Source organism: Lederbergia citri, from assembly GCF_018343625.1.
Classification (GTDB): Bacteria; Bacillota; Bacilli; order Bacillales; family Bacillaceae_C; genus Lederbergia; species Lederbergia citri.
The window spans coordinates 440,011-460,996 of the sequence record NZ_JAGYPG010000002.1 but is presented as its reverse complement, the minus strand read 5'-3'; the positions used below and the strand labels follow the sequence as shown (position 1 = coordinate 460,996).

The following is a 20,986-nucleotide window of genomic DNA, read 5'->3' as shown; positions in this document are numbered from 1 at the left end:
ATATGCTCAAAGGAATCCCTTCGATTCTTTCTCCAGATTTGCTGAAAACGTTAATGGAAATGGGCCACGGTGATGAAATTGTATTGGCGGATGGAAACTTTCCATCTGCTAGCAGCAATGCAAGGAGACTAATCCGTTGTGACGGGCATGGCATTCCCGAACTATTGAAGGCCATCTTACAATTCTTGCCCTTGGACGCCTATGTTGAACGTCCTGTTGCTTTAATGAAAGTTGTACCAGGTGATCCGTATGAGCCAAAGATTTGGAAAGAATATGAAACTATTATTGAGGTAACAAAATCCTTTGAATACGTTGAACGATTCGCTTTTTACGAGCGCGCGAAAAATGCTTATGCCATTGTAGCAACTGGCGAAAAAGAGTTGTATGCAAATATTATTTTGAAAAAGGGAGTTATATAAAATAGATTCATGCTATGCATGCTTCGAAATCTAATTTAAGCAATAAAAAATAAGCTAAAAAATTTTTAGCTTATTTTTTATGTTTTTGGATTATGAGTGATCAACAATCGGTTGATGCCACATATCATTTGCTTCTTTAATTTTTGCTAAATCGCATTTTGGTTTCCGGTCATACGTAAGTAATCCATTAATTTCTTGCTCAACGTCCGTTAATTGCGTGTAACAGAAACCGTGCAAGATTTTTGAGGCATATACCGCTTCCATGATCCGCTTATAATCTTGGACGAATTCTTCTGTATTTGTAACAGAAGTATATCCCCATCCTGATTCTTCTCCTACCTTAAAACCAATGCCTCCAAATTCAGTTAATAAGATTGGTTCACCTTCATGTTTGAATCCATTAGCATATATTGGACGATGTGCTGGCTGTGCTTGAAGGATGCTTTCTTTTGTAGCCAATGAATCTTTGTAATATTGATACTTGGCATTCTCCTCTTTATTACCATGATTATAATTGTGGATAGCGCAAATATCCGTTTTCGTTAATTCCCAACCGTCATTAGAAATAACAGGACGTGTCTTATCTAGCGAATGTATCAAATGATACAATGCCAATGAATGATGTTGTTGTTGCTTATCCGTTCTAATCGTTGGAACACCCCAACTTTCATTCAATGGAACCCAGGCAACGACTGAAGGATGATTGTAGTCTCTTTCAATGATTTCTATCCACTCTTTTGTTAATCTAGCAGCTGCCTCTTCGCTATAGTATGGAGAAGACGCACATTCACCCCAGACGAGAAAACCAAGCTTGTCTGCCCAATACATGAATCGAGGATCTTCTACCTTTTGATGCTTTCTACATCCGTTAAAGCCCATCTCTTTTGCCAACTCAATGTCTTTCTTTAAATCTTCGTCTGAAGGAGCCGTTAATAAACCTTCCGGCCAATAACCTTGGTCCAATACAAGCTTTTGATAATAAGGACGATTGTTTAAATAGACCATTCCATTTTCAGTATGAATTTTTCTCATCCCAAAATAGGAATCGATTTTATCCAACACTACATTTTCATTTGTCAACTGAATGCTAATATCAATCAAATTAGGTGTTTCGGGTGTCCAATTCAAGCCTTGATGATGGAAAGCAGTTCTGAAAATTTGTTGCTGATAAATATTAATGGAACGTTTAGTATAAGGTGATTGAATATGGAACGTATCGCTTGCAAAAAGTTCACCCTTAAAACGTATATCTATTTTCGCAGCGTTTCCTGAAAAATCACCAGTTACATTGAATTCAATGTTAATATATCCTTCATCGATATCGGGTGTAAGCCGTAACTTTTCGATTCGCACTTCATTGACTGGTTCTAGCCATACTGTTTGCCAAATACCAGTGGTTCGGGTATACCAAATGCCTTCTGATTGTTCTTTCCAAAATTGCTTTCCACGAGGGATGGTTTCATCTGTTGATGGATCCTCAACCTTTACTACAATTTCTTCATTTTCCCAAGTCAAAAATTCAGTAATATTAAATGAAAAAGAAGTATGTCCTCCTTCATGGAAGCCTGCGAATTTACCATTAATGTACACCCAAGAACGATAATCTACAGCGCCGAAATGAAGGATGATTTGCTGATCTTGCCACTCTTTCGCAACATTGAATGTTCTCCGATACCATACCTGATCACAAAAGGACGGATCATGGATACCGCTTAAACGAGATTGATAGGCAAATGGTACATTTATTTTGCGGTCAAATGCTTCCTGCTTTTGATACCATTTCTCTTTTGTACCCACATTTTCTCGATCAAATGTAAAATCCCATTCTCCATTCAAATTCAGCCAGTCTTTCCTCACGAATTGAGGTCTTGGATATTCTTGTTTATAAGCCATGTTGTGATTCTCCTTTATCTAAAGATAAGAAAGTATAAGTTTTTTATAGTCTATATTTTTGAATTTAGACTTTTGCTGTCTAGCTCCAGCGCCTATCGACTAGCAAACTTCTTGTCCTTCTCCCTACGATAAGTCAACATCGATTCGTCCTATCAGACTCATCGTGTTTCCTTTATCTCAGTCGAAGCCCCTGAAGTTTGTACGTCGATGAGCAAGGCGCTTGCGCTTTTCTTAATCATTTACTAAAGAAAGATATATTGTTTATTTGCAGTTGGACCATCTACCTTTAATTTTCCATCTTCAACATAAAGGCGGTCGATATTCATTTGACGATTCCCGCTCGGATTGTCAGGAAACGTATGTGTATGATATACGATATACATGTCATTCCCACTCAAGCTCGTAGTCACGCTATTATGCCCAGGTCCAGAAATCCCTTTTTCGAGATCTTTTACTAAAATAGGGTTCTCCTCCGCCTTTATAAAGTGCCCCATAGGATGCTCGGCAATAGCGTAGCCAACACTATAGTCCGCACTCCCAAAAAAGTTTGCTGAGTACATCAGATAGTATTTTTCTTGATGCTTGATGACAAATGGACCCTCATTCCATTGAAAATCTGCGTCCAACCCTTCCCATTCAGAATCAGGCTCCAATAAAAGCTGAGGCTCACCTACTAATTGAGTCAAGTCATCATTCAACGGTTGAACGAAAATTTGCGACACATGCTTTCCATTTATAATATTTTCAGAGCAATCCTTTACATAATAGAAGAAAAGTGTACCGTCATCCTCTTTAAAAATATGCCCATCAATATAAGAACCTTCCTGCCGGACAATATCTTTACAAATATCAATAAACGGCCCCGATGGACTTTCGCTTGCTGCGATAGCAATTTTAAGATGTCCCTGCCTATCTCGCGCACTGTAAGTCATAAAATATTTGTTTCGATGATAAATTACTTCCGGTGCCCAAAAATCACCAGTAGCCCATTCTTCCGGCTGCATCTCATGATCATATGCCAATCCTTCATCATCCCAATCGACGAGATTTTTAGATTTCCATACTTTAAAACCTCTTGATGGTTCTGAAGTGGCAAACATATAATATAAATCATTTGTTTTCAAAACAAACGGGTCGCCAATCTCAGTCATCCCTCCAACTGGATTCTGATAGGAAATAACAAGTTGTTCTTTCATGCTATCCATTGTTTCCCTCCTAACTTTATGTGCGCCATGGTCTCCAAGACCCTCTCCAGTTCACTTTCCATTCCACTTCTTCGTGTGAGGTTGAATAGGTAGATAAAGTGTGCGTGACTGAATAATATAGAATGAACCCAACCACTCCAGCTAAAATAAGTAAAAGAAGAGGAAAAATAACGGTAATAGCTGTGACCAATAAGATATAAATAAACACATTAATAGAAAAGCCAATATTTTCAATCGTGATTTTAAACGTTTTTGCCAGGATTCGTGAGACCCTCATTTCGTTTTGTTTCATCATCAATGGAAAAATATAGATGAGCATGAGATGCACTAACAGTAATCCATATAAAATGATTAATGAGAGGCTTATGATCCATATATTTTCAGAAGAAAATAGAATCGAAAAATAAAGAATCCCCGGAACTACAAAAAATAAATACAATGCTGTCAATAATAAAGTTGGCTTAAAGTATTCTTTCATCCCAATGAAGAAATTTTTAAATAAACTATTTCTATTATTCTTATGTTCAATACAATACAAAACACCACTATTAGCAAATCCGATTGTTATTAAAGGAATAGAACACAGCAACCATAGAAGACTTAATTGAATAACGAATCCCAATTGTTGGTATGCTTCATAGATACTTTTATGAAATACCTTTAAGGAAGCTTTCATCGTTAATTACCCCTTCACACCTGTAAGTGAAATTCCTTTTACAAAAAATTGCTGAGCTGCTAAGAATAAAATTAGTACCGGTATAGCGGAAAGGACGGTCGCCGTCATCATTTTTGCGTACTGAATATTATACGTACCTTGCAAAATGGACAATCCTACCGGCAAAGTTCTCATTTCCACACTGTCTGTTACAATTAATGGCCAGAGGAAATCATTCCAGTTCCCCATAAATGTAAAAAGTGCCAGTACTACAAGTGCTGGTTTTGATAAAGGAAGAATAATTTGATAGTAAATTTGGAAGAGTGAAGCGCCATCAATGATTGCTGCTTCTTCTAGTTCATCAGGAATGCCTAAGAAAAATTGGCGTAATAAGAATATACCGAATACTCCTCCAAGACCGGGGATAATCATTGCCCAAGGTGTGTCAACCCAACCGAGAGTATCAACAATACTGTAATTCGGAATAAGGTTCATTATTGGCGGCACCATCATCGTCGCCATTAAAAACCAAAATATTTTGTCGCGCCCTTTAAATTTCAAGCGAGAATAAGCATAGGCAGCCAAAGATGTAATAAATAAAACAAAAATGGTATGGGTGACAGCGATGAAAAGGCTGTTGACAAACCATCTCATAATAGGGGCTTCGCTTGTATTTGATATGACATCGATATAGTTTTGAAATGTCGGATTTGTTGGAATCCATTTAATCGGCCATGAGATTGCTGCACTTTCAGGCTTTAAAGAAGTGGATAAAATCCAAATCATCGGTGCAATCCAAAACACTCCAACTACAGATAGTAAAATAAAACTAGTTAGCTTTGTTGTTCTTTGTTCACTTTTTAAAGACACTGTGCCTTCCTCCTTTCAAAAAGGAACTTATTCTTTATCTTCACTATTGATTACTTTAAATTGAATAACACTTACCGTCACCAAAACAATTCCCATTAGAATGGCCATGGCAGATGCTACTCCCGCTTCGGAATTACCGGTGAAAGCGACCTCTTGAATGTACATGAGTAATACTTTTGTATCTGTACCTGGTCCACCCTTTGTAGCCATAAATGGCTGGCCAAATATATTAAATGAAGCGATGGTTGTCATGATTAATATGAAAATCATTTGATTCCTTATCCCTGGTAAAGTAACATGCCAAAACCGTCTAAATACACTTGCTCCGTCTATTTTTGCAGCCTCATATAAATGGGTGGGGACGTCTTGGAGGCTGGCTAAAAATAAAATCATATTCGACCCGAGAGTCCACCAAATAGTCATGACGATTAAAGAAACCCATGCCCAAGGCAAATCTGTCAGCCAAGGTATAGCCTCAAATCCAAGTTTTCCTAAGTAATAGTTTACTAGACCGGCATTTGTATCAAGCATCCAAATCCAGATCAGAGCAACGGTTGCAATTGAAAACAAACTAGGCGCATAGAAGATTGCTCTAAAAAAGTTGCTCCCCCAGGGCTTAGCATCAAGTCCGATTGCTACGAAAAGTGGAATAACAATTAATAGAGGCACAGAGAAAATAACAAAATAAATCGTGTGTTTAAAAGCACTCCAAAAATATGAAAAATAAAGGCTATTTTTATCAACAATGAGATATATATAGTTTTGCAGACCTACAAACTCCGGTGTGCCAAAAAAGTCCCATGTATGGAAACTAAGGTAAATTCCATACAGAGTTGGAAAAATCAAGAAGACCGTAAAAAAGAAAAAATGAGGCGCAATAAAAGCATACGGTAAAAACCGATTCGCTTTTTTATGATCTCCCCCACTAATTTTAATTTCTTTTTTTGAAATTTTCGTATTAGGAATCATGTTATCCCTCCTTGAAACAATAAGGGAGGGAATTCCCTCCCACATGTTTTTACTTAGCTGCTGCTGCAGCTTGTTTTTCACCTTTTTCAGCCGCCGCATTTAATGCATCTTTCGCTGAGCTTTTACCTAATACAGCTAGATTAATAGCTTCATCCGTCGGAGACCAAGCATCAATAAAGGTTGGTGAAGCCGGCGGGAAGATGAGGTATGGAACTTGTTCAGCAATGGCACTTTGATGTTCAAGCGCTTTAAAATCATCGCTTTCACGAACAGAATTTTTAGCTGGGACTTGTCCAGCTTTTGCCCACTCTAAGCTGTTGTCTGTCACGTATTTAACGAATTTCATTGCCGCTTCCAATTTTGCTTCATTCTTTTTCTTTTGTTTTGGCAATACAAAGTTATGAGAACCTGCAAATGTTGACGCTTTTTCACCGAAAACTGGGATAGGGGCTGAACCAAAATTTAAGCCCTCTTGTTCTTCGAAACCATTAATCATCCAAATTCCATTGAAGTGGAAAGCTAGTTTACCTTGTCTAAAGAGTGTTACTTCTCCATCTTGTTGGATATTGTTTGGAGAAATTTTTTCTTTATGGACAAGGTCAGCCATTGTTTGAAGAGCGTTTACTCCTGCTTCACTGTTGTAAAGTGGAGTTTTACCTTCTGCGTCTGTACTTTCTCCACCAAATTGATAGAGCAAGGAATGGAAAATGAAACCAGATGGCCATAGTGGAGGAATCGCAGTTCCCCATACACCGCTATTATCCTCTTGGATTTTTTTACTCATTTCAATAAGTTCATCTAATGTTGTCGGAGGTGCATCAAATCCAGACTTCTCCAATAAATCTTTATTGTAATATAAGGCAAGTGGATGAACGTCTAATGGAATACCATAGCGTTTTCCATCATATACTCCAGCTTTCCATACTTGAGGAATAAAATCATCCTCACTCATGTCTAAGCCCGCTGCTAAATCATCTAACGGTTCAAGTACTCCAAGATCGGAATACTTTGCAATTTGGTCTAGGTGCATAATCGCTACGTCTGGAGCATTTCCTTTTGATACGACAGTCCGAATCTTGTCATAGAAATTTCCTGCTGGCATTGTTTGTGATTTAATCTTGATTTCACCTTTATGCTCTTCGTTAAATTGATCAACCATCTTTTTCATATTGTCTCCATCAGGACCTGTAAAGATGTTCCAGTACTCAAGCGTGATTTCGCCTTTTCCTCCAGTTTTCGTACCACCACAAGCAGAAAGAATGAGTGCAAAACTTAAAAGTAATACGAGAATTCTTACTTTTTTCATGGATAATCCCCCTAAAAATAATTTCCTAACAAAAATAGATAGATTGGAAAAAGATATGATCCTCCTTTTCTTTTAATACAAAAATGTTGTATTAAACAACTTTTTTGTTTATTTAATTCAAATGATAACGTTACCAAAAGATAAAGTCAACCAATATCAGGTGAAAATCGTGGTTTTTGTCTCTGTTCATTACAAGAATATTGAATAGTATTAAAAGTTGTGCTGGAAAGAAATAAAAGACTACAAAAAAAAGACCCCTTAGATTAGGGGTCAAAAAGAAGAAAAGACGTTTTATTCATCAAGTTCATAAATCACTCTCATCACAATATCTTGAGCGTGGTCTCCAAGTTCTTGGCCGAAAAGGTTAATCCCACCTACATTAGCTGCATTTTGCTTAATTCCTATCCTTAAATCAACATGTTTATTTGCTCCAAGCTTCAAGTCCAAAATATTAACAGATGATACTTTCACATCATCCAGATAACTTGCGCTATTATCCACTTTCCAAGTTTTCAATAAACCGTATTGTGTATGATTTATCGGATACCATGCAGGATTTAGTTTTCCTTTACGATCACCGAAGTCTCCAGGGCAAGTCCATGTATATATTTCCACTCCATTAATCCATACCGTTATATCCGAAGGCCAATCATGGTCATATCTAGGAGCTTCAGAACATAATTCAAAAGAAAACTGAAGTGATTGGATAACTGCCTTAGGCGGTAAAAGCATAGGGAAACGATAATCTACAAATCCTCGTCTGAACCATAAAAGCTGCGCCGACATTCTTTCTGGAAGAAAGAATATAGAAGGCTCATCAGCCGGCTTAATAATGCCGGTTTTTCCAATTAATCCACAAGTCGGCGAGATGTCACAATTAACATAATGACCGATAGGCATGTCGATCTGATAATAATTTTTCGGATCATTTTTTCCCATAAATAAATTTAAATTCATATACACATCTTCAAAATTTCGAGAACATATTTTCATTGTTCCTCTTGATGCCGGCTGAATTTCTGTAGCAATAATATCGGCGTTTTCCAATACTTTAATATTTGATGCAATAGTCGAAACGGAAAGATCTAGCTTTTCGGCAATTTCATTAATATTCATTTTTCTTACGTTTAACAGTTTTAAAATATCTATGCGTACCTTAGACGAAAGAGCATGAGACACTTTTATTAATGCTTCAGGCTCATCGATTGTTAGTTCAAGCATATAGTAACCTCCAACTTTATTTTATTTCTATAAAAATGTTTAGTACAAAATTATTGAAATGAATTGCGGAAGAATTATTAATAGTATAGAATAAAATCTAATTTTAAGCTATCTTTACTGAATATTAGGTTTTGTAAGCGTAATTATTTTAAGGGAGTGGGAGGATTAATGACTGTAAGCGAAATGAAGAAAGAAAGAAACAACAGCCGAACTGTTATGTGGATTGTTGTAGCAATATTATTGGTAGGAATTTTAATTAGTCTTATTTTTTTGTTTCAATCCCAAAGTTCTGCAAAATACAAAAATCCTGTATTTGATCCCGTCTTTGCCGACCCTTCAGTGATTCAAGCAAAAGATGGCTATATTTACGCCTATGGTACTGAAGATGATTGGGGTGATGGCAAGGGGTTGCGTAAAATCCCGATTATTCGCTCAAAAGATTTAGTAGATTGGGAATATGTAAGTGATGCCTTTACTGATCAGCCGCCTACATGGAAAGATGGCTTTTTATGGGCTCCGCATATCGCTTATTTCAATAATCAATACTATCTTTATTATTCCATGTCTCTTTGGGGTGATCCAGACCCTGGAATTGGAGTTGCGATTTCTGATAAACCAGAAGGACCTTTTACTGATCAAGGCCCCATTTTTACTAGCGAAGAAATCGGGGTAAACAATTCTATTGACCCGTACTTTATGACTGATACTGATGGTACCCCTTATATGGTATGGGGAAGCTTTCACGGAATATATGGCATAGAATTAACAAAAGACGGTTTACAAACAGTCGGTGAAAAATTCCAAATAGCAGGCAATGCTTTTGAAGCACCTTGGATTATTGAACGAGATGGTGACTATTATTTCTTCGGATCACTCGGATCTTGCTGTGAAGGAGAATTGAGTACATACCGTGTATCTGTTGGGAAAGCAGACTCCATCAAAGGACCATATCTCGACCAAGATGGCAATGATCTACTTTATTCGGAAGGTACCTTAATTTTATCCGAAAGCGACACATTTGCCGGACCAGGACATAATGCTATTATAAAGGATAAAAAAGGTACAGATTGGTTAGTATATCATGCAATTGATAAAGAAGATGGCTGGCTCTCGAATGGCGCCACAAAAAGACCGATGATGATTGATCCAATCATTTGGAAAGATGGGTGGCCAATGATTAAAAACGATTCCCCTAGTGATGTAGAAAGAAAAGGACCAGCATTTTAAGAATAGACCAAGCCGGCAAGGATAAGAATCTTGCTGGCTTTTTTTATGTTGGTAAAAAAGTGAAACGAAGAACAGTTTATGTGGCGAAAGCAGCGATGAATATGACCAATGGTAGACGGGGTGTACAGGTGTCTGTATGAATCATTAGTAATAAGTGCATAGTCTATTTGTTTTTAGACCAAAATAATGATAGCGTGCTGAAAGTTTTTTAGTTAATAATTTTTTCTGAGCAGCATGTTCAATGAGATTTTTTTAAGGAATGACGTGAAGAATGATCCAAAAATATAAATTATTGGATACAACGTATTTTAAACATTTTCATAAACCAAGAAAACGAGTAGCCTATACTGTACATAACCATTCATCCAAAAGACAGAAAGAATATTTAGTTACTGTTATTACCGCTGTTTATAATGGAGAAAAGTTTTTAAAAAAGTCAATTGAATCCGTAATGAATCAAACTCTTGGCTTTAAAAATATCGAGTACATATTAATAGATGATTGTTCCACAGATCGATCAAAAGAAATTTTATTAGATTTTGAAAGAAAACACGATAATATGATTGTAGTTTCGTTAGATTGTAATTCTGGTACACCTGGACGTCCTCGTAATATTGGCGTCGAATTAGCAAGTTCACCCTATATTACCTTTTTAGACGCAGACGATTGGCTCGATCCAAATGGCTTACAAGTACTTTACGACATATTAGAAGAAACAGGCGACCCTTATGCTGTAGGAAAAACAATCAAAGTGGATAATAGAGGAACTCAAGTAGTAGGAGAACACCAATCTTGTAAAGAAAGAAGAAGCGTTTCTCCTATTTCCATCCCGCATATATTTCATCATCTTGGTCCAACTGCAAGAATGATGCGAACGAGTTTTATTAAAGAGCAGCAGATTCAGTTCCCAGAGATGAAATTTGCGGAAGATAAACAATTTTTTATTGATATACTAACAAGCTGTAAATCCATTTCAACTACCATGAAGCCGATCTATTACGTAAATCGCTTGAATGAAACGAAAAAAACGCGCTTAACGAATCAAACCAATATTTTACAAAAAACAAAATATGATTTAGAAATCATCGGTTATATTTTAAATCGAAAATTTGATATTGAAATTGAAAAAATGATTGTGAATCGAATATATGAAATGGATTTAACGAGAAGGCTTTTTACGACTCCTCATTTTCAAAATACAAAATTTAAACTGCTGTATTATTATAAGTACAAACAAATTTTGAAGACAACAAAAAAATTATCATATGATTTTACGGAGAATTTTTTACAGCCTATTCACAAAGTAATATATGAATTGATTCGCGAAGGTAGGTATAGTACAGTAACAAAACTGTTGGAATGGGATAAATCCGAAAAAGTAAAAGAAGTTGTAATAAAAAATCAGAAGCCTTATCTTGTTACTCCCTTCCTTGAGGAAAGATTTAAATACATTCCTTTGCCCATATATCTCACCTTTAAACAACATTATTTTCAAGGGAATAAGTATATCCTTCACTTTCATGTTTATGGTGATTCCATTCATTCCATAACAGATGTATTAATTCGAGACTTGAAAAATGCTCATAATGATTATGTATTGCCAGTGACTATAAAAGAAAATGGAGAAGGACTTATTGAATTCAAATTTGACTCATTAAAAGATTTACCACCTTCCAATTACTCCATTTTCGTAAGATATAATGATTATATGAAAATGAATATTAGGCAACTGATTAAAAATGAAATAAAACATCGTTACCTAAACCGAGAATTCATTTTTTATCATACGGTCTTTTCGAATGTTGCTATTAAAATAAAGTGAAGAAAGGTTTTTTAATGATGGGCAACCTGACATTTATCCAATGTTAATAGCGCAGGCTTGCATATAGATGCAGGCTTTTCGCATATATGTAAATTCACAGGAGCAGGTGAAGCTTTTTTTGAAGTGGACCGGCCGATTGCTCATGCTATGAACAGCACTATCAAGATAAGAAAGAGGCTCGATACAGAGGTCCGAACTCTCGAAGTTCGGGCTTATTACCTTATGGGTTTGTGCTAGAAATCGACTATTGTAGAATCTATTAGCCGATTGCGAATTGTTATTAGTAGTTTTGGTAAATCTATTTGATTCAGCGTTTCGGTTGGAAGTTTAAGCGAATAGAATCGCCGTCGCGGCAGTTTTATTCACCATCGTGGTCGCAGGAGTTCAATTCGCCGTCGTGGTGGTTCTATTCGCGGTCGCAGGAGTTCAATTCGCCGTCCCGGCGTTTCAATTCGCCATCCCAGCAGTTCTATTGGCTGTCATGGCGATTATATTAGCCATCGCGACCACTCTATTCGTCATCCGCGAGATCTTATTCTCTACACCTGCATTACGATCCGATTCAAGATTCCCCAAGACAGGTTTCTCTCCCGCATTACATTTCTATCATTATTTTCAGTAGATTAATAGTGTATAATTAAAATAATCAAAAATTTTCGTGTATTAATCTGAATACAGCTATGGAAAAGGAGTCGTGTTTTATGGAATTAACACAAATAAAAGACCTTGCCGATCGTGTAAAACAAAATATTCAACAAGTTATCGTTGGGAAAGAAGATACGATTGACCAGCTGCTTGTGGCATTAATATCTTCAGGGCATGTGCTGCTGGAAGATGTCCCTGGAACAGGGAAAACGTTACTAGCAAAATCGTTGGCGCAGTCGCTTTCTTGTTCTTGTAAACGCATCCAGTTTACGCCTGACTTACTTCCTTCCGATGTGACGGGAATTAATTTTTATAATCAAAAAATAGGCGAGTTTGAGTTCCGACAAGGACCTATTTTTTCTAATATTATCTTAGCGGATGAAATAAATCGTGCGACGCCTCGAACACAGTCGAGCCTGCTTGAATGTATGGAGGAGCAGCAAACGACGATTGATGGTGAGACACATATTCTTGAAAAGCCGTTTCTCGTCATTGCGACTCAAAACCCGCTCGAGAGTCAAGGAACATTTCCTTTACCGGAGGCCCAGCTCGATCGTTTCTTATTAAAATTAAACTTGGGCTATCCTTCCAAAGAAGAGGGGATTGCCATTTTAAAACGATTTAAAGAAAAAAATCCGATTCATGAATTGCTGCCGATTGCGAGTAAGGAAGATATTTTAGAAGCGCAGAGATTGTATTCAAAAGTATATGTAAGTGACGATATGCTCAGCTATATGATGGAAATTATTGAGAAAACGAGGAATCATGAACATATTGAATTAGGCGTCAGCCCGCGTGGAAGTCAGGCATTGCTCAAAGCAGTTCAGGTTTACGCATTGTTAAAAGGTAGGGATTATGTGATTCCTGATGATATAAAAGCGATGGCAAAGCCTGTTTTGGCACATCGTCTCATTTTAGCACATACGATGAGACTTCGTGAAAATCAGGCCCAACTACTATTGGATGAAATCATTGATCAAGTTACGGTTCCAGCAGAAGAATTGACGGTGAAGTAAATGAATATTGCGTGGTTTATTTTGATAACATTTGCGGTAGTTGGGGTTCAAGCTTACATCTATCATAAATGGGGTTTACTGCGAATCGAATATACGCGATCTTTTTCCGAAAAGGCGGTTTTTGAAGGCGAAAAAGTTGAAATGATAGACGAAATTTCAAATAAAAAACTGCTTCCGATACCGTGGCTTCGTCTCGAATCGAAAATAAGTGCTAACTTGCAATTCCAAAAATCTTCCGCCACCGATAATGAAGTCGATAGTGGGGATTATCATCGTACATTATTTAGCTTAATGCCTTATCAAAAAGTGAAGCGAAGACAGTTTTTGACTTGCGCGAAAAGAGGACATTATCAATTTAAAACTGTGTCCCTTTCAACCGGTGATGCATTTGGAATTAGTGAGAGATTTAAAAGTGTATCATCAGCTGCGGAGATTACCGTGTATCCACAATTAGTACCGATGGAAAACATCCCGCTGCCAGCGCATAGCTGGTTAGGGGATATTATCGTCAGGCGCTGGATTATCGAAGATCCGTTTTTGACAGCTGGTGTCCGTGATTATGCATACGGAGATCCTTTAAATTCGGTAAATTGGAAAGCGACCGCTCGTACGAATCGTCTCCAAGTAAGTAAAAAGGATTATTCTGCAGACCATCATTTAATGATTTATATTAATTTTAATCAAACGGAAGATTTCCGCATCCCGATAGTAGACGAAGCTCTTATGGAACAAGCGCTTTCCTATGCGGCATCCATTGCCCAATATGCGATTGCAAATGGAATTGCGACAGGTTTTGGCTGCAATGCGTATTTTGATGAAATGGATAAAAAGCCGATTCGGATTGAGCCTGAGAATGGCAAGCAGCAACTAACTCATTTATTTGAAACGATGGCAAAAGTAAAAATAGGGACAAGTACATTTTTTGATTTTTTCTTAAAAGAAGATGTGGATCATGATTTACAAGGGACCGATATTCTCTTAATTACGGCGCTTATGACGGATGGCATGAGAGAAATAATCAAACAGTTAGAAGCACAAGGGAATTCCGTGGAAGTTCTTCATTTACAATCTGACATTTTACTAAAGAAAGCGAATTAAAGGAGGTATAGGAAATGAAAAGACTAATCGTGACACTCATTCAAGGATTATTCGAATACCTCCTTTTCTTTCCGCTAGTTTTAATCATTGGAATTCTTGTTATGCCCCAACTGCTATGGATTTGGGTTCCTATTCTTTTCGGATTGTTTATTGTCGGTGTACTATTTCGAACCTTCTTTCCGAAGCAGCAATGGTGGGTGTATGCCATTTGTTCTTTTGTCTTTGGGTTGATTCCAAGTATTTTGTTTGATCAATCCATTTTAACTTTGATTTTGTTATGTATCATTCATCCAGTATGTATTTATCGGGGAATGATGTATGTAGGACGCCGCTGGGAAACTCTTCTGCCTACATCTTTTATGTGGTACGGAGGTTTTGGAATTTATTTTGTGTGTTACCTGCTTTTCCGCTACGTTGAAATCTTTAAATTTTATTTGCCAATCATTTCATTATGCGGAGCGGCTGTAGTTGTCATTATTCTTTTTATTTCAAATAGCGAGCAGTTGAGGGCATCGACATTATCTAAAGAAAAGAAACCGTTTATTAGTCGGGCTATTAAAAACCAGAATAGAGTTTATCTAGCATTAACAACTGCGGTTATTCTTCTTTTAACCAATGGAAAAATTATACAAGAAGCGATTATTCAAGTAATTAAAGGTTTGATCCAGATGATTTTATGGTTATTTGGATCTGACCAAGGGAAACGAGTTGCAGAAGATACTTCTCCTCCACAGATGGCACTTGATTTAGAAAAAGGAGAGCCTAATGCCTTTTTGAAATTTTTGGAAATGATTTTCATGTATGTATTTTACGCCGCAATAATAGCTCTAGCAGTAGGAATGCTCCTTTTATTAATAAAAAGGGTAAGAATGGCTGTAAAGAAGGCTCTAAAAAGGTTTATTACGTTTTTGAAAAATATTATCTTCCGTTCAGCAGATTTAGAGGATTCAACGCAATATATTGATGAAAAAGAAAGTGTCTTTGATTGGAAGGAATGGAAGGAAGCCCAACAGGAAAAGGCAAAAGGACTTTTTCAGCAAATTTTTAAACGCGAGCCACGATGGGACTCTTTAACAAATGAACAAAAGGTTAGATACGTGTATAAACAAATGCTGAAGCAAAATAAAAAAGAAATGGACATCAAAGCATCTAAAACTCCTCGAGAAACAATCGAAATATTAAAAACGTTAGTGGCCGAAAAGTCTACTTTGGAAGAGTTGCGCGATGCATATGAGCAAGTACGGTATGGTGAGCAAGATGTTGAGGTGAGTAGGATAAATGGATTGCGAATGTTGATTAAAGAATAAATTATTTTTCTATGGGATCATTTAAGAGGTCCCTTTTATTTTTCACGATTAGCAAGGGGGAAAACCATGTCGGTAACAAGCATCTTCCACCCGGAATTAATAAAAAATCACTATTTTCCTAAAATCAATGCTTACTATTTTAAGCAATGGCCACCATATGAAATGCCATTCCATGCACATAAAGATATAGAAATCATGTATGTAATCAATGGGGAATGTATTGTAGAAACATTATCGGAATCATATACGTTGAAAAAAGGCGATTTTATTTTACTTGATTCGAATATTCCTCACCGACTGATTGTTGCTTCTGGGCATACTTGCAGAATGTTAAACGTAGAATTTTCTTTTATAGAAACGAGTGGAAGCTTCCCATCGATTAAGGAGTTAGCACTTGAAAACACCGCGTTGTCGGAGTTTTTACATATGAATATTCCATACATAGTTTTGAAGGATCCGAATGAAATCTATCATACATTAAAAAATCTGGTTCTGGAAAGTGATAAAAAAGAAGATAAGCAAGTGATGGTTCAGCTTCTGTTATCTCAGTTGCTTATTCAATTAGCGAGAATGGTCACCCGCGATCGTAAAATGAAAAAGGAAAACCAACAAGCGAATGTGTACGTCAACCAAGTGAAAGAATTCCTTCATCAAAATTATGATTGTGAATTAAAATTAGAAGACGTCGGACGAGTGGTCAATTTGCATCCAGGCTATCTTCATCGAATCTTTAAAAAAATGATGAAATGTACCATTATGGAGTATTTAACCACTTTGCGAATGGACAAGGCGAAGACCCTTTTAGTTGATACAGACATTCCCATTATTGAAATTTCACATTATGTTGGAATCAATAGTAGTCAATATTTTAGTCAAATCTTTAAAAGGCATACAAATATGACACCTGTTGATTATAGAAGAAATTACTCCAGCCAAATAGAAAAATTCCGATAAGAAGAAGTTAAGATTTTAAACATATCGTCAATCGAAAAAGTTATAATCCTGCAATAATAAGTCTGTAATGATTGCTATGATACTAGCAATCATTATTTTTATGAAAAGGAGATATGCCTATGTCATTTAAAGTAGCTTTCATTGGAGCAGGTAGTATCGGGTTTACGAGAGGACTGTTACGTGATCTACTTTCGGTACCTGAATTTCATAACATCACAGTTGCTTTTACTGATATTAATGAGCGGAATTTGGACATGGTTACCCAGCTTTGCCAAAGAGATATTGATGAAAATGGATTAGATATAAAAATCTATTCGACTTTAGATCGCAGAGAGGCATTCAAAGATGCAAAATACATTTTTTCCGTTGTACGTATTGGTGGGCTTGAAGCTTTTCAAATGGATGTGGATATTCCGTTAAAATACGGTATTGATCAATGTGTTGGCGATACACTATGTGCAGGTGGAATTATGTATGGGCAGCGCGGGATTGCCGCGATGTTAGACATCTGTAAGGATATTCGCGAAGTCGCAGCTCCAGATGTACTGCTGCTAAACTACGCAAACCCAATGGCCATGATGACCTGGGCTTGTAATAAGTACGGTGGAGTGAGGACAATCGGACTTTGTCACGGTGTGCAAGGCGGACATTGGCAAATTGCAACGGCTCTTGGTCTGAAAAAAGAAGAAGTCGATATCATTTGTGCAGGAATCAATCATCAAACTTGGTATATTAGTGTCAAACATAATGGTGAAGATTTGACGCATAAAATATTGGAAGCATTTGAGAATCATCCCGAATTCAGTAAGACTGAAAAAGTCCGCATCGATATGCTTAGACGTTTCGGCTATTACAGTACAGAATCAAATGGGCATTTAAGTGAATATGTTCCTTGGTATAGGAAACGTCCAGAAGAAATTAACGATTGGATTGATTTAGGCGTATGGATTAACGGTGAAACCGGAGGCTATCTGCGAGTATGTACAGAAGGTAGGAACTGGTTTGAGACTGATTTTCCAAATTGGTTAAAAGAAAAACCGATGGAATACACAGGGGAGAATCGCAGTGAAGAGCACGGTTCGTGGATTATTGAAGGTCTAGAGACAGGACGAGTATACCGTGGTCACTTTAATGTGGTAAACAATGGAGTCATTACGAATCTTCCAGATGACGCTATCATTGAAGCTCCGGGTTATGTTGATCGTAATGGAATTAATATGCCGCATGTCGGAGACTTACCGCTTGGCTGTGCTGCGGTTTGTAACGCGAGCATATCAGTACAAAGATTAGCAGTAGAAGCAGCAGTCCATGGAGATGATTTTTTACTCCGTCAGGCAATGATGATGGACCCGCTTACTGGCGCCGTCTGCAATCCGAAAGAAACTTGGCAGCTGACCGATGAGATGCTTGTTGCACAGGAAAAATGGCTGCCTCAATATAAGGAGGCAATCGCAGAGGCAAAGAACCGCCTCGCTTCTAGTAATCTTATTCCAACGAAAGATCATTACAAAGGGGCAGCTCGTATTAGAGTGAAATCTGTCGAAGAAATGGCGGAAGACCGGGAAGTATCAAATAAAAATGCGGGAGAAGCCGACAAGGCGAAGGAGAGGCCAGCTGAGGTAAAATAAAATGTATAAACGATTAGAGTGATTGCATTTTTTCCTGCGATCACTCTTTTTTAATCGAAATAATACGTATCAGTTGTTGAACTCTATATATTGTACGTATAAGAATGAAATATTACACATAATTAACTATGTAGAATATATAGTGGTTTTATCTAAAAATGACGAATAAACTCAGATTTTATAAGGGAAAAACTCCAATGAAACACAAATTATTCGGTTGACCCCATTCAACGTAAATGTTAACATGTTCGTACAGGTTAAAGAAATTATACGAAATAGTTGTACAACAACCGTACTTGTGTAAGTAAAAACCGAGGAGGTGCAGATTTCTATTATTAATTGAAAGCGTTTCCTGTTTAACGAGCTTTGTCAAAAAATAGGGGGTAAGATTAATGATGAAAAAAAGCCTATTTATATTACTCGTTGGGTTAATGGCGATTGTTCTCGTTGCATGTAGCGGCAAGAAATCTGGCTCTGACTCCGAGGGAGCTACAGATACAGTCGTTGTAGGTGATGATATTAAAGGTGCAACGGAATTATCGTTTTGGACATTCGTTTCCTTGCATATGGAGTTTTTTGAAGATGCTGCAAAGCGTTGGAATGAAGCCAATCCTGACAGACCCATTAAATTGAAAGCGGAAACATATCCATATGACCAAATGCATAATAACTTGCTCTTAGCCTTGCAATCTGGAAAGGGTGCTCCGGACATTTCCGATATCGAAATTAGTCGTTTCCCGAATTATTTGCAAGGTGAGCCACAATTATTACCGATGAATCAGTTTGTTGATCCGGAAATCGACAATTTTGTAAAAGCGCGACTAGAAATATACAGCAAGGACGGCCAATATTACGGCATGCCAACACACGTCGGGGCATCCGTCATGTACTATAACAAGGAAATAATGGATGAAGCAGGTGTTGATATTGATTCCATTAAAACGTGGGATGACTATGTAGAGGCAGGGAAACAAGTTGTTGCCAAAACTGGAAAAATGATGGCGAATGTGCCAACGGGTGACTATATCCCAATGTGGGCGATGATAAGTCAACAAGGTTCGGATTGGTTCGATGAAAATGGTGATGTAACAGTTGATAGTCCCGAAAATATTAAAGCATTACAGTTCTTGCATGACCTCGTTTATGTGCATAAAATTGCTGAATTGACTCCAGGGGGACAACCTCATGCGGAAGAATATTATGCCTATATGAATGACGGTGGGGCTGCTTCCATTTCAATGCCATTATGGTATATGGGTAGATTTTTAGATTATATGCCAGACTTAAAGAATAAAATCGTTATTCGTCCGATGCCTGCTTGGGAGCCAGGTGGATTCCGTTCGGCAGGTATGGGAGGAACTGGGACGGTCGTTACGAATCAAACGAAGCATGCTGATCTTGCGAAAGAGTTTTTAGCGTTTGCAAAGCTTTCAAGGGAAGCCAATATTCAATTATGGACAGTATTAGGATTTGATCCACCTCGTTGGGACGTATGGGAAAGTGATGAGGTTAAACAGGACAATAAATTCTATCAATATTTTGGTAACGATATTTTTGACACGCTACTTGAAATTCGAGATGAAATCAATCCTGTGCATATTACTGCACAAACGCCTGAAGTACAGAACGAAATCAACACGGTCACTTTTGATAGTGTCTTAAGGCAGCAGACGCAAACGGCGGAAGAAGCGTTGAAAGAAGCTGCAGATAAGATTAGAAGCAATAAGCAGTAAAGGTAAACAATAAGGATTATTGGCGGGCAGGAACTAACTCCTGCCCTATTAAGGAACAAAGAGGTGGATCAAATGCTGCCAACACCGCGAAATACAGCGACAGAACTTGCACCGATAAAGAGCCCAAACAAACTTTATAAGTTTTTAAACTCAAAAAAAGTTGTACCATATATTTTTGTTACGCCATTTATACTCTCGTTTTTAGTTTTTACACTTTATCCAACAATCAAAGCATTTATCATGAGCTTCCAAAATATTTTGCCGGGGCAAATTACCTTTGTAGGATTCAAAAATTATTCCCGGATTTTTAACCCGACCTTTTATAAAGCATTATCCAATACGACGATATATGTAGTATTGACCGTAGTCATTTTAGTTACAGTCCCGATTATATTAGCTGTTTTACTAGATTCGAAGTTTGTTAAATTCAAAATCTTGTTTAGAGCTTCCTTATTTATACCGGCATTAACTTCTACGATTGTGGCGGGTATGGTTTTTCGTTTGTTGTTTGGTGAGACAGACAGTGCTGCGGCAAACCAGTTAATGAATTGGTTAGGGTCGAACTCGATTGAGTGGCGGTACCATGCGTGGTCTGGAATGCTTTTAATGGTTTTGCTCTGTTGTTGGCGTTGGATGGGAGTCAATATTTTATACTTTTTGGCTGCACTACAAACTGTTCCGGATGAATTATACGAAGCGGCGGAAATCGACGGAGCGTCTAGATTTCAGAAGTTTCGATTCGTGACACTGCCATTTTTAAAACCAGTTACTATTTTTGTGTCGACGATTTCAATCATCGGGGGATACAGGATGTTTGAAGAAAGCTTCGTTTACTGGGGAACCGGCTCTCCCGGGAATATCGGATTAACGGTTGTCGGATATCTTTATCAGCAAGGGATCCAGCAGAATAATATGGGTTTTGGTGCTGCAATCGGTGTCGTGTTAATGATTATCATCTTTATTATTAGTTTTATTCAGCTTATCCTCACCGGAGCCTTTAAAAAGGGAGATGAATAAT

At 37.4% G+C, this 20,986-nt stretch carries 18 protein-coding genes; 10 read left to right on the top strand and 8 right to left on the bottom strand.

Features of this window, described 5'->3' with window-relative positions:
- Positions 1-2 precede the first annotated feature (2 nt).
- Positions 3-419, top strand: a complete 417-nt coding sequence (locus KHA97_RS10970; protein ID WP_213124787.1) for an RbsD/FucU family protein — start codon at positions 3-5, stop codon at positions 417-419.
- Positions 420-509: 90 nt separating this feature from the next.
- On the opposite strand, the gene KHA97_RS10965 is transcribed toward KHA97_RS10970, so the two are convergent.
- From KHA97_RS10965 to KHA97_RS10935, 7 genes are all read right to left on the bottom strand, one after another.
- Positions 510-2,312 (bottom strand): glycoside hydrolase family 2 protein, encoded by a 1,803-nt coding sequence (locus KHA97_RS10965; RefSeq protein WP_213124786.1) that lies wholly within the window; start codon positions 2,310-2,312, stop codon positions 510-512.
- Positions 2,313-2,554: 242 nt separating this feature from the next.
- A complete protein-coding gene (locus tag KHA97_RS10960; protein WP_213124785.1) occupies positions 2,555-3,517 on the bottom strand; it encodes a glycoside hydrolase family 43 protein in 963 nt (320 codons plus the stop codon).
- Positions 3,518-3,533: 16 nt separating this feature from the next.
- Positions 3,534-4,193, bottom strand: a complete 660-nt coding sequence (locus KHA97_RS10955; RefSeq protein ID WP_213124784.1) for a DUF624 domain-containing protein — start codon at positions 4,191-4,193, stop codon at positions 3,534-3,536.
- 6 nt (positions 4,194-4,199) lie between these two features.
- Complete coding sequence (locus KHA97_RS10950; RefSeq protein ID WP_325167441.1) at positions 4,200-5,042, bottom strand: carbohydrate ABC transporter permease; 843 nt, start codon at positions 5,040-5,042, stop codon at positions 4,200-4,202.
- A 27-nt stretch (positions 5,043-5,069) separates the two neighbouring features.
- Positions 5,070-6,011 carry a carbohydrate ABC transporter permease gene (locus KHA97_RS10945; protein WP_213124783.1) on the bottom strand — a complete coding sequence of 314 codons (942 nt, stop codon included), beginning with the start codon at positions 6,009-6,011 and terminating at the stop codon, positions 5,070-5,072.
- 49 nt (positions 6,012-6,060) lie between these two features.
- Positions 6,061-7,317, bottom strand: coding sequence for an ABC transporter substrate-binding protein (locus KHA97_RS10940; protein ID WP_213124782.1), 1,257 nt, complete (start codon positions 7,315-7,317; stop codon positions 6,061-6,063).
- Between the two features lie 291 nt (positions 7,318-7,608).
- On the bottom strand, positions 7,609-8,538 hold the full coding sequence (locus tag KHA97_RS10935; RefSeq protein WP_213124781.1) for an ArsR/SmtB family transcription factor: 930 nt from the start codon (positions 8,536-8,538) through the stop codon (positions 7,609-7,611).
- Between the two features lie 168 nt (positions 8,539-8,706).
- On the opposite strand from KHA97_RS10935, the gene KHA97_RS10930 reads away from it, so the two are divergent.
- The gene (locus KHA97_RS10930; protein WP_233713444.1) at positions 8,707-9,765 is read left to right on the top strand and encodes a family 43 glycosylhydrolase; all 1,059 of its coding nucleotides are present in this window, start codon (positions 8,707-8,709) and stop codon (positions 9,763-9,765) included.
- 271 nt (positions 9,766-10,036) lie between these two features.
- Positions 10,037-11,587 carry a glycosyltransferase family 2 protein gene (locus KHA97_RS10925; RefSeq protein WP_213124780.1) on the top strand — a complete coding sequence of 517 codons (1,551 nt, stop codon included), beginning with the start codon at positions 10,037-10,039 and terminating at the stop codon, positions 11,585-11,587.
- 447 nt (positions 11,588-12,034) lie between these two features.
- On the opposite strand, the gene KHA97_RS24285 is transcribed toward KHA97_RS10925, so the two are convergent.
- Entirely contained in the window at positions 12,035-12,163 is a 129-nt protein-coding gene (locus KHA97_RS24285; RefSeq protein WP_267912425.1) for a hypothetical protein, read from the bottom strand.
- Between the two features lie 125 nt (positions 12,164-12,288).
- On the opposite strand from KHA97_RS24285, the gene KHA97_RS10920 reads away from it, so the two are divergent.
- The 7 genes from KHA97_RS10920 (at position 12,289) to KHA97_RS10890 (ending at position 20,985) form a co-directional block, all read left to right on the top strand.
- The gene (locus tag KHA97_RS10920; RefSeq protein ID WP_213124779.1) at positions 12,289-13,248 is read left to right on the top strand and encodes an AAA family ATPase; all 960 of its coding nucleotides are present in this window, start codon (positions 12,289-12,291) and stop codon (positions 13,246-13,248) included.
- Positions 13,249-14,346 (top strand): DUF58 domain-containing protein, encoded by a 1,098-nt coding sequence (locus tag KHA97_RS10915; RefSeq protein ID WP_213124778.1) that lies wholly within the window; start codon positions 13,249-13,251, stop codon positions 14,344-14,346. It abuts the gene before it with no gap.
- Between the two features lie 14 nt (positions 14,347-14,360).
- On the top strand, positions 14,361-15,653 hold the full coding sequence (locus KHA97_RS10910; protein WP_213124777.1) for a DUF4129 domain-containing protein: 1,293 nt from the start codon (positions 14,361-14,363) through the stop codon (positions 15,651-15,653).
- Between the two features lie 66 nt (positions 15,654-15,719).
- Positions 15,720-16,607, top strand: a complete 888-nt coding sequence (locus tag KHA97_RS10905; RefSeq protein WP_213124776.1) for an AraC family transcriptional regulator — start codon at positions 15,720-15,722, stop codon at positions 16,605-16,607.
- A 119-nt stretch (positions 16,608-16,726) separates the two neighbouring features.
- Positions 16,727-18,235 carry an alpha-glucosidase/alpha-galactosidase gene (gene melA, locus KHA97_RS10900; RefSeq protein ID WP_213124775.1) on the top strand — a complete coding sequence of 503 codons (1,509 nt, stop codon included), beginning with the start codon at positions 16,727-16,729 and terminating at the stop codon, positions 18,233-18,235.
- 395 nt (positions 18,236-18,630) lie between these two features.
- Positions 18,631-19,968 (top strand): ABC transporter substrate-binding protein, encoded by a 1,338-nt coding sequence (locus tag KHA97_RS10895; protein ID WP_407658034.1) that lies wholly within the window; start codon positions 18,631-18,633, stop codon positions 19,966-19,968.
- A gap of 72 nt (positions 19,969-20,040) precedes the next feature.
- Positions 20,041-20,985, top strand: a complete 945-nt coding sequence (locus KHA97_RS10890; protein ID WP_213124773.1) for a carbohydrate ABC transporter permease — start codon at positions 20,041-20,043, stop codon at positions 20,983-20,985.
- Position 20,986: the final 1 nt, after the last annotated feature.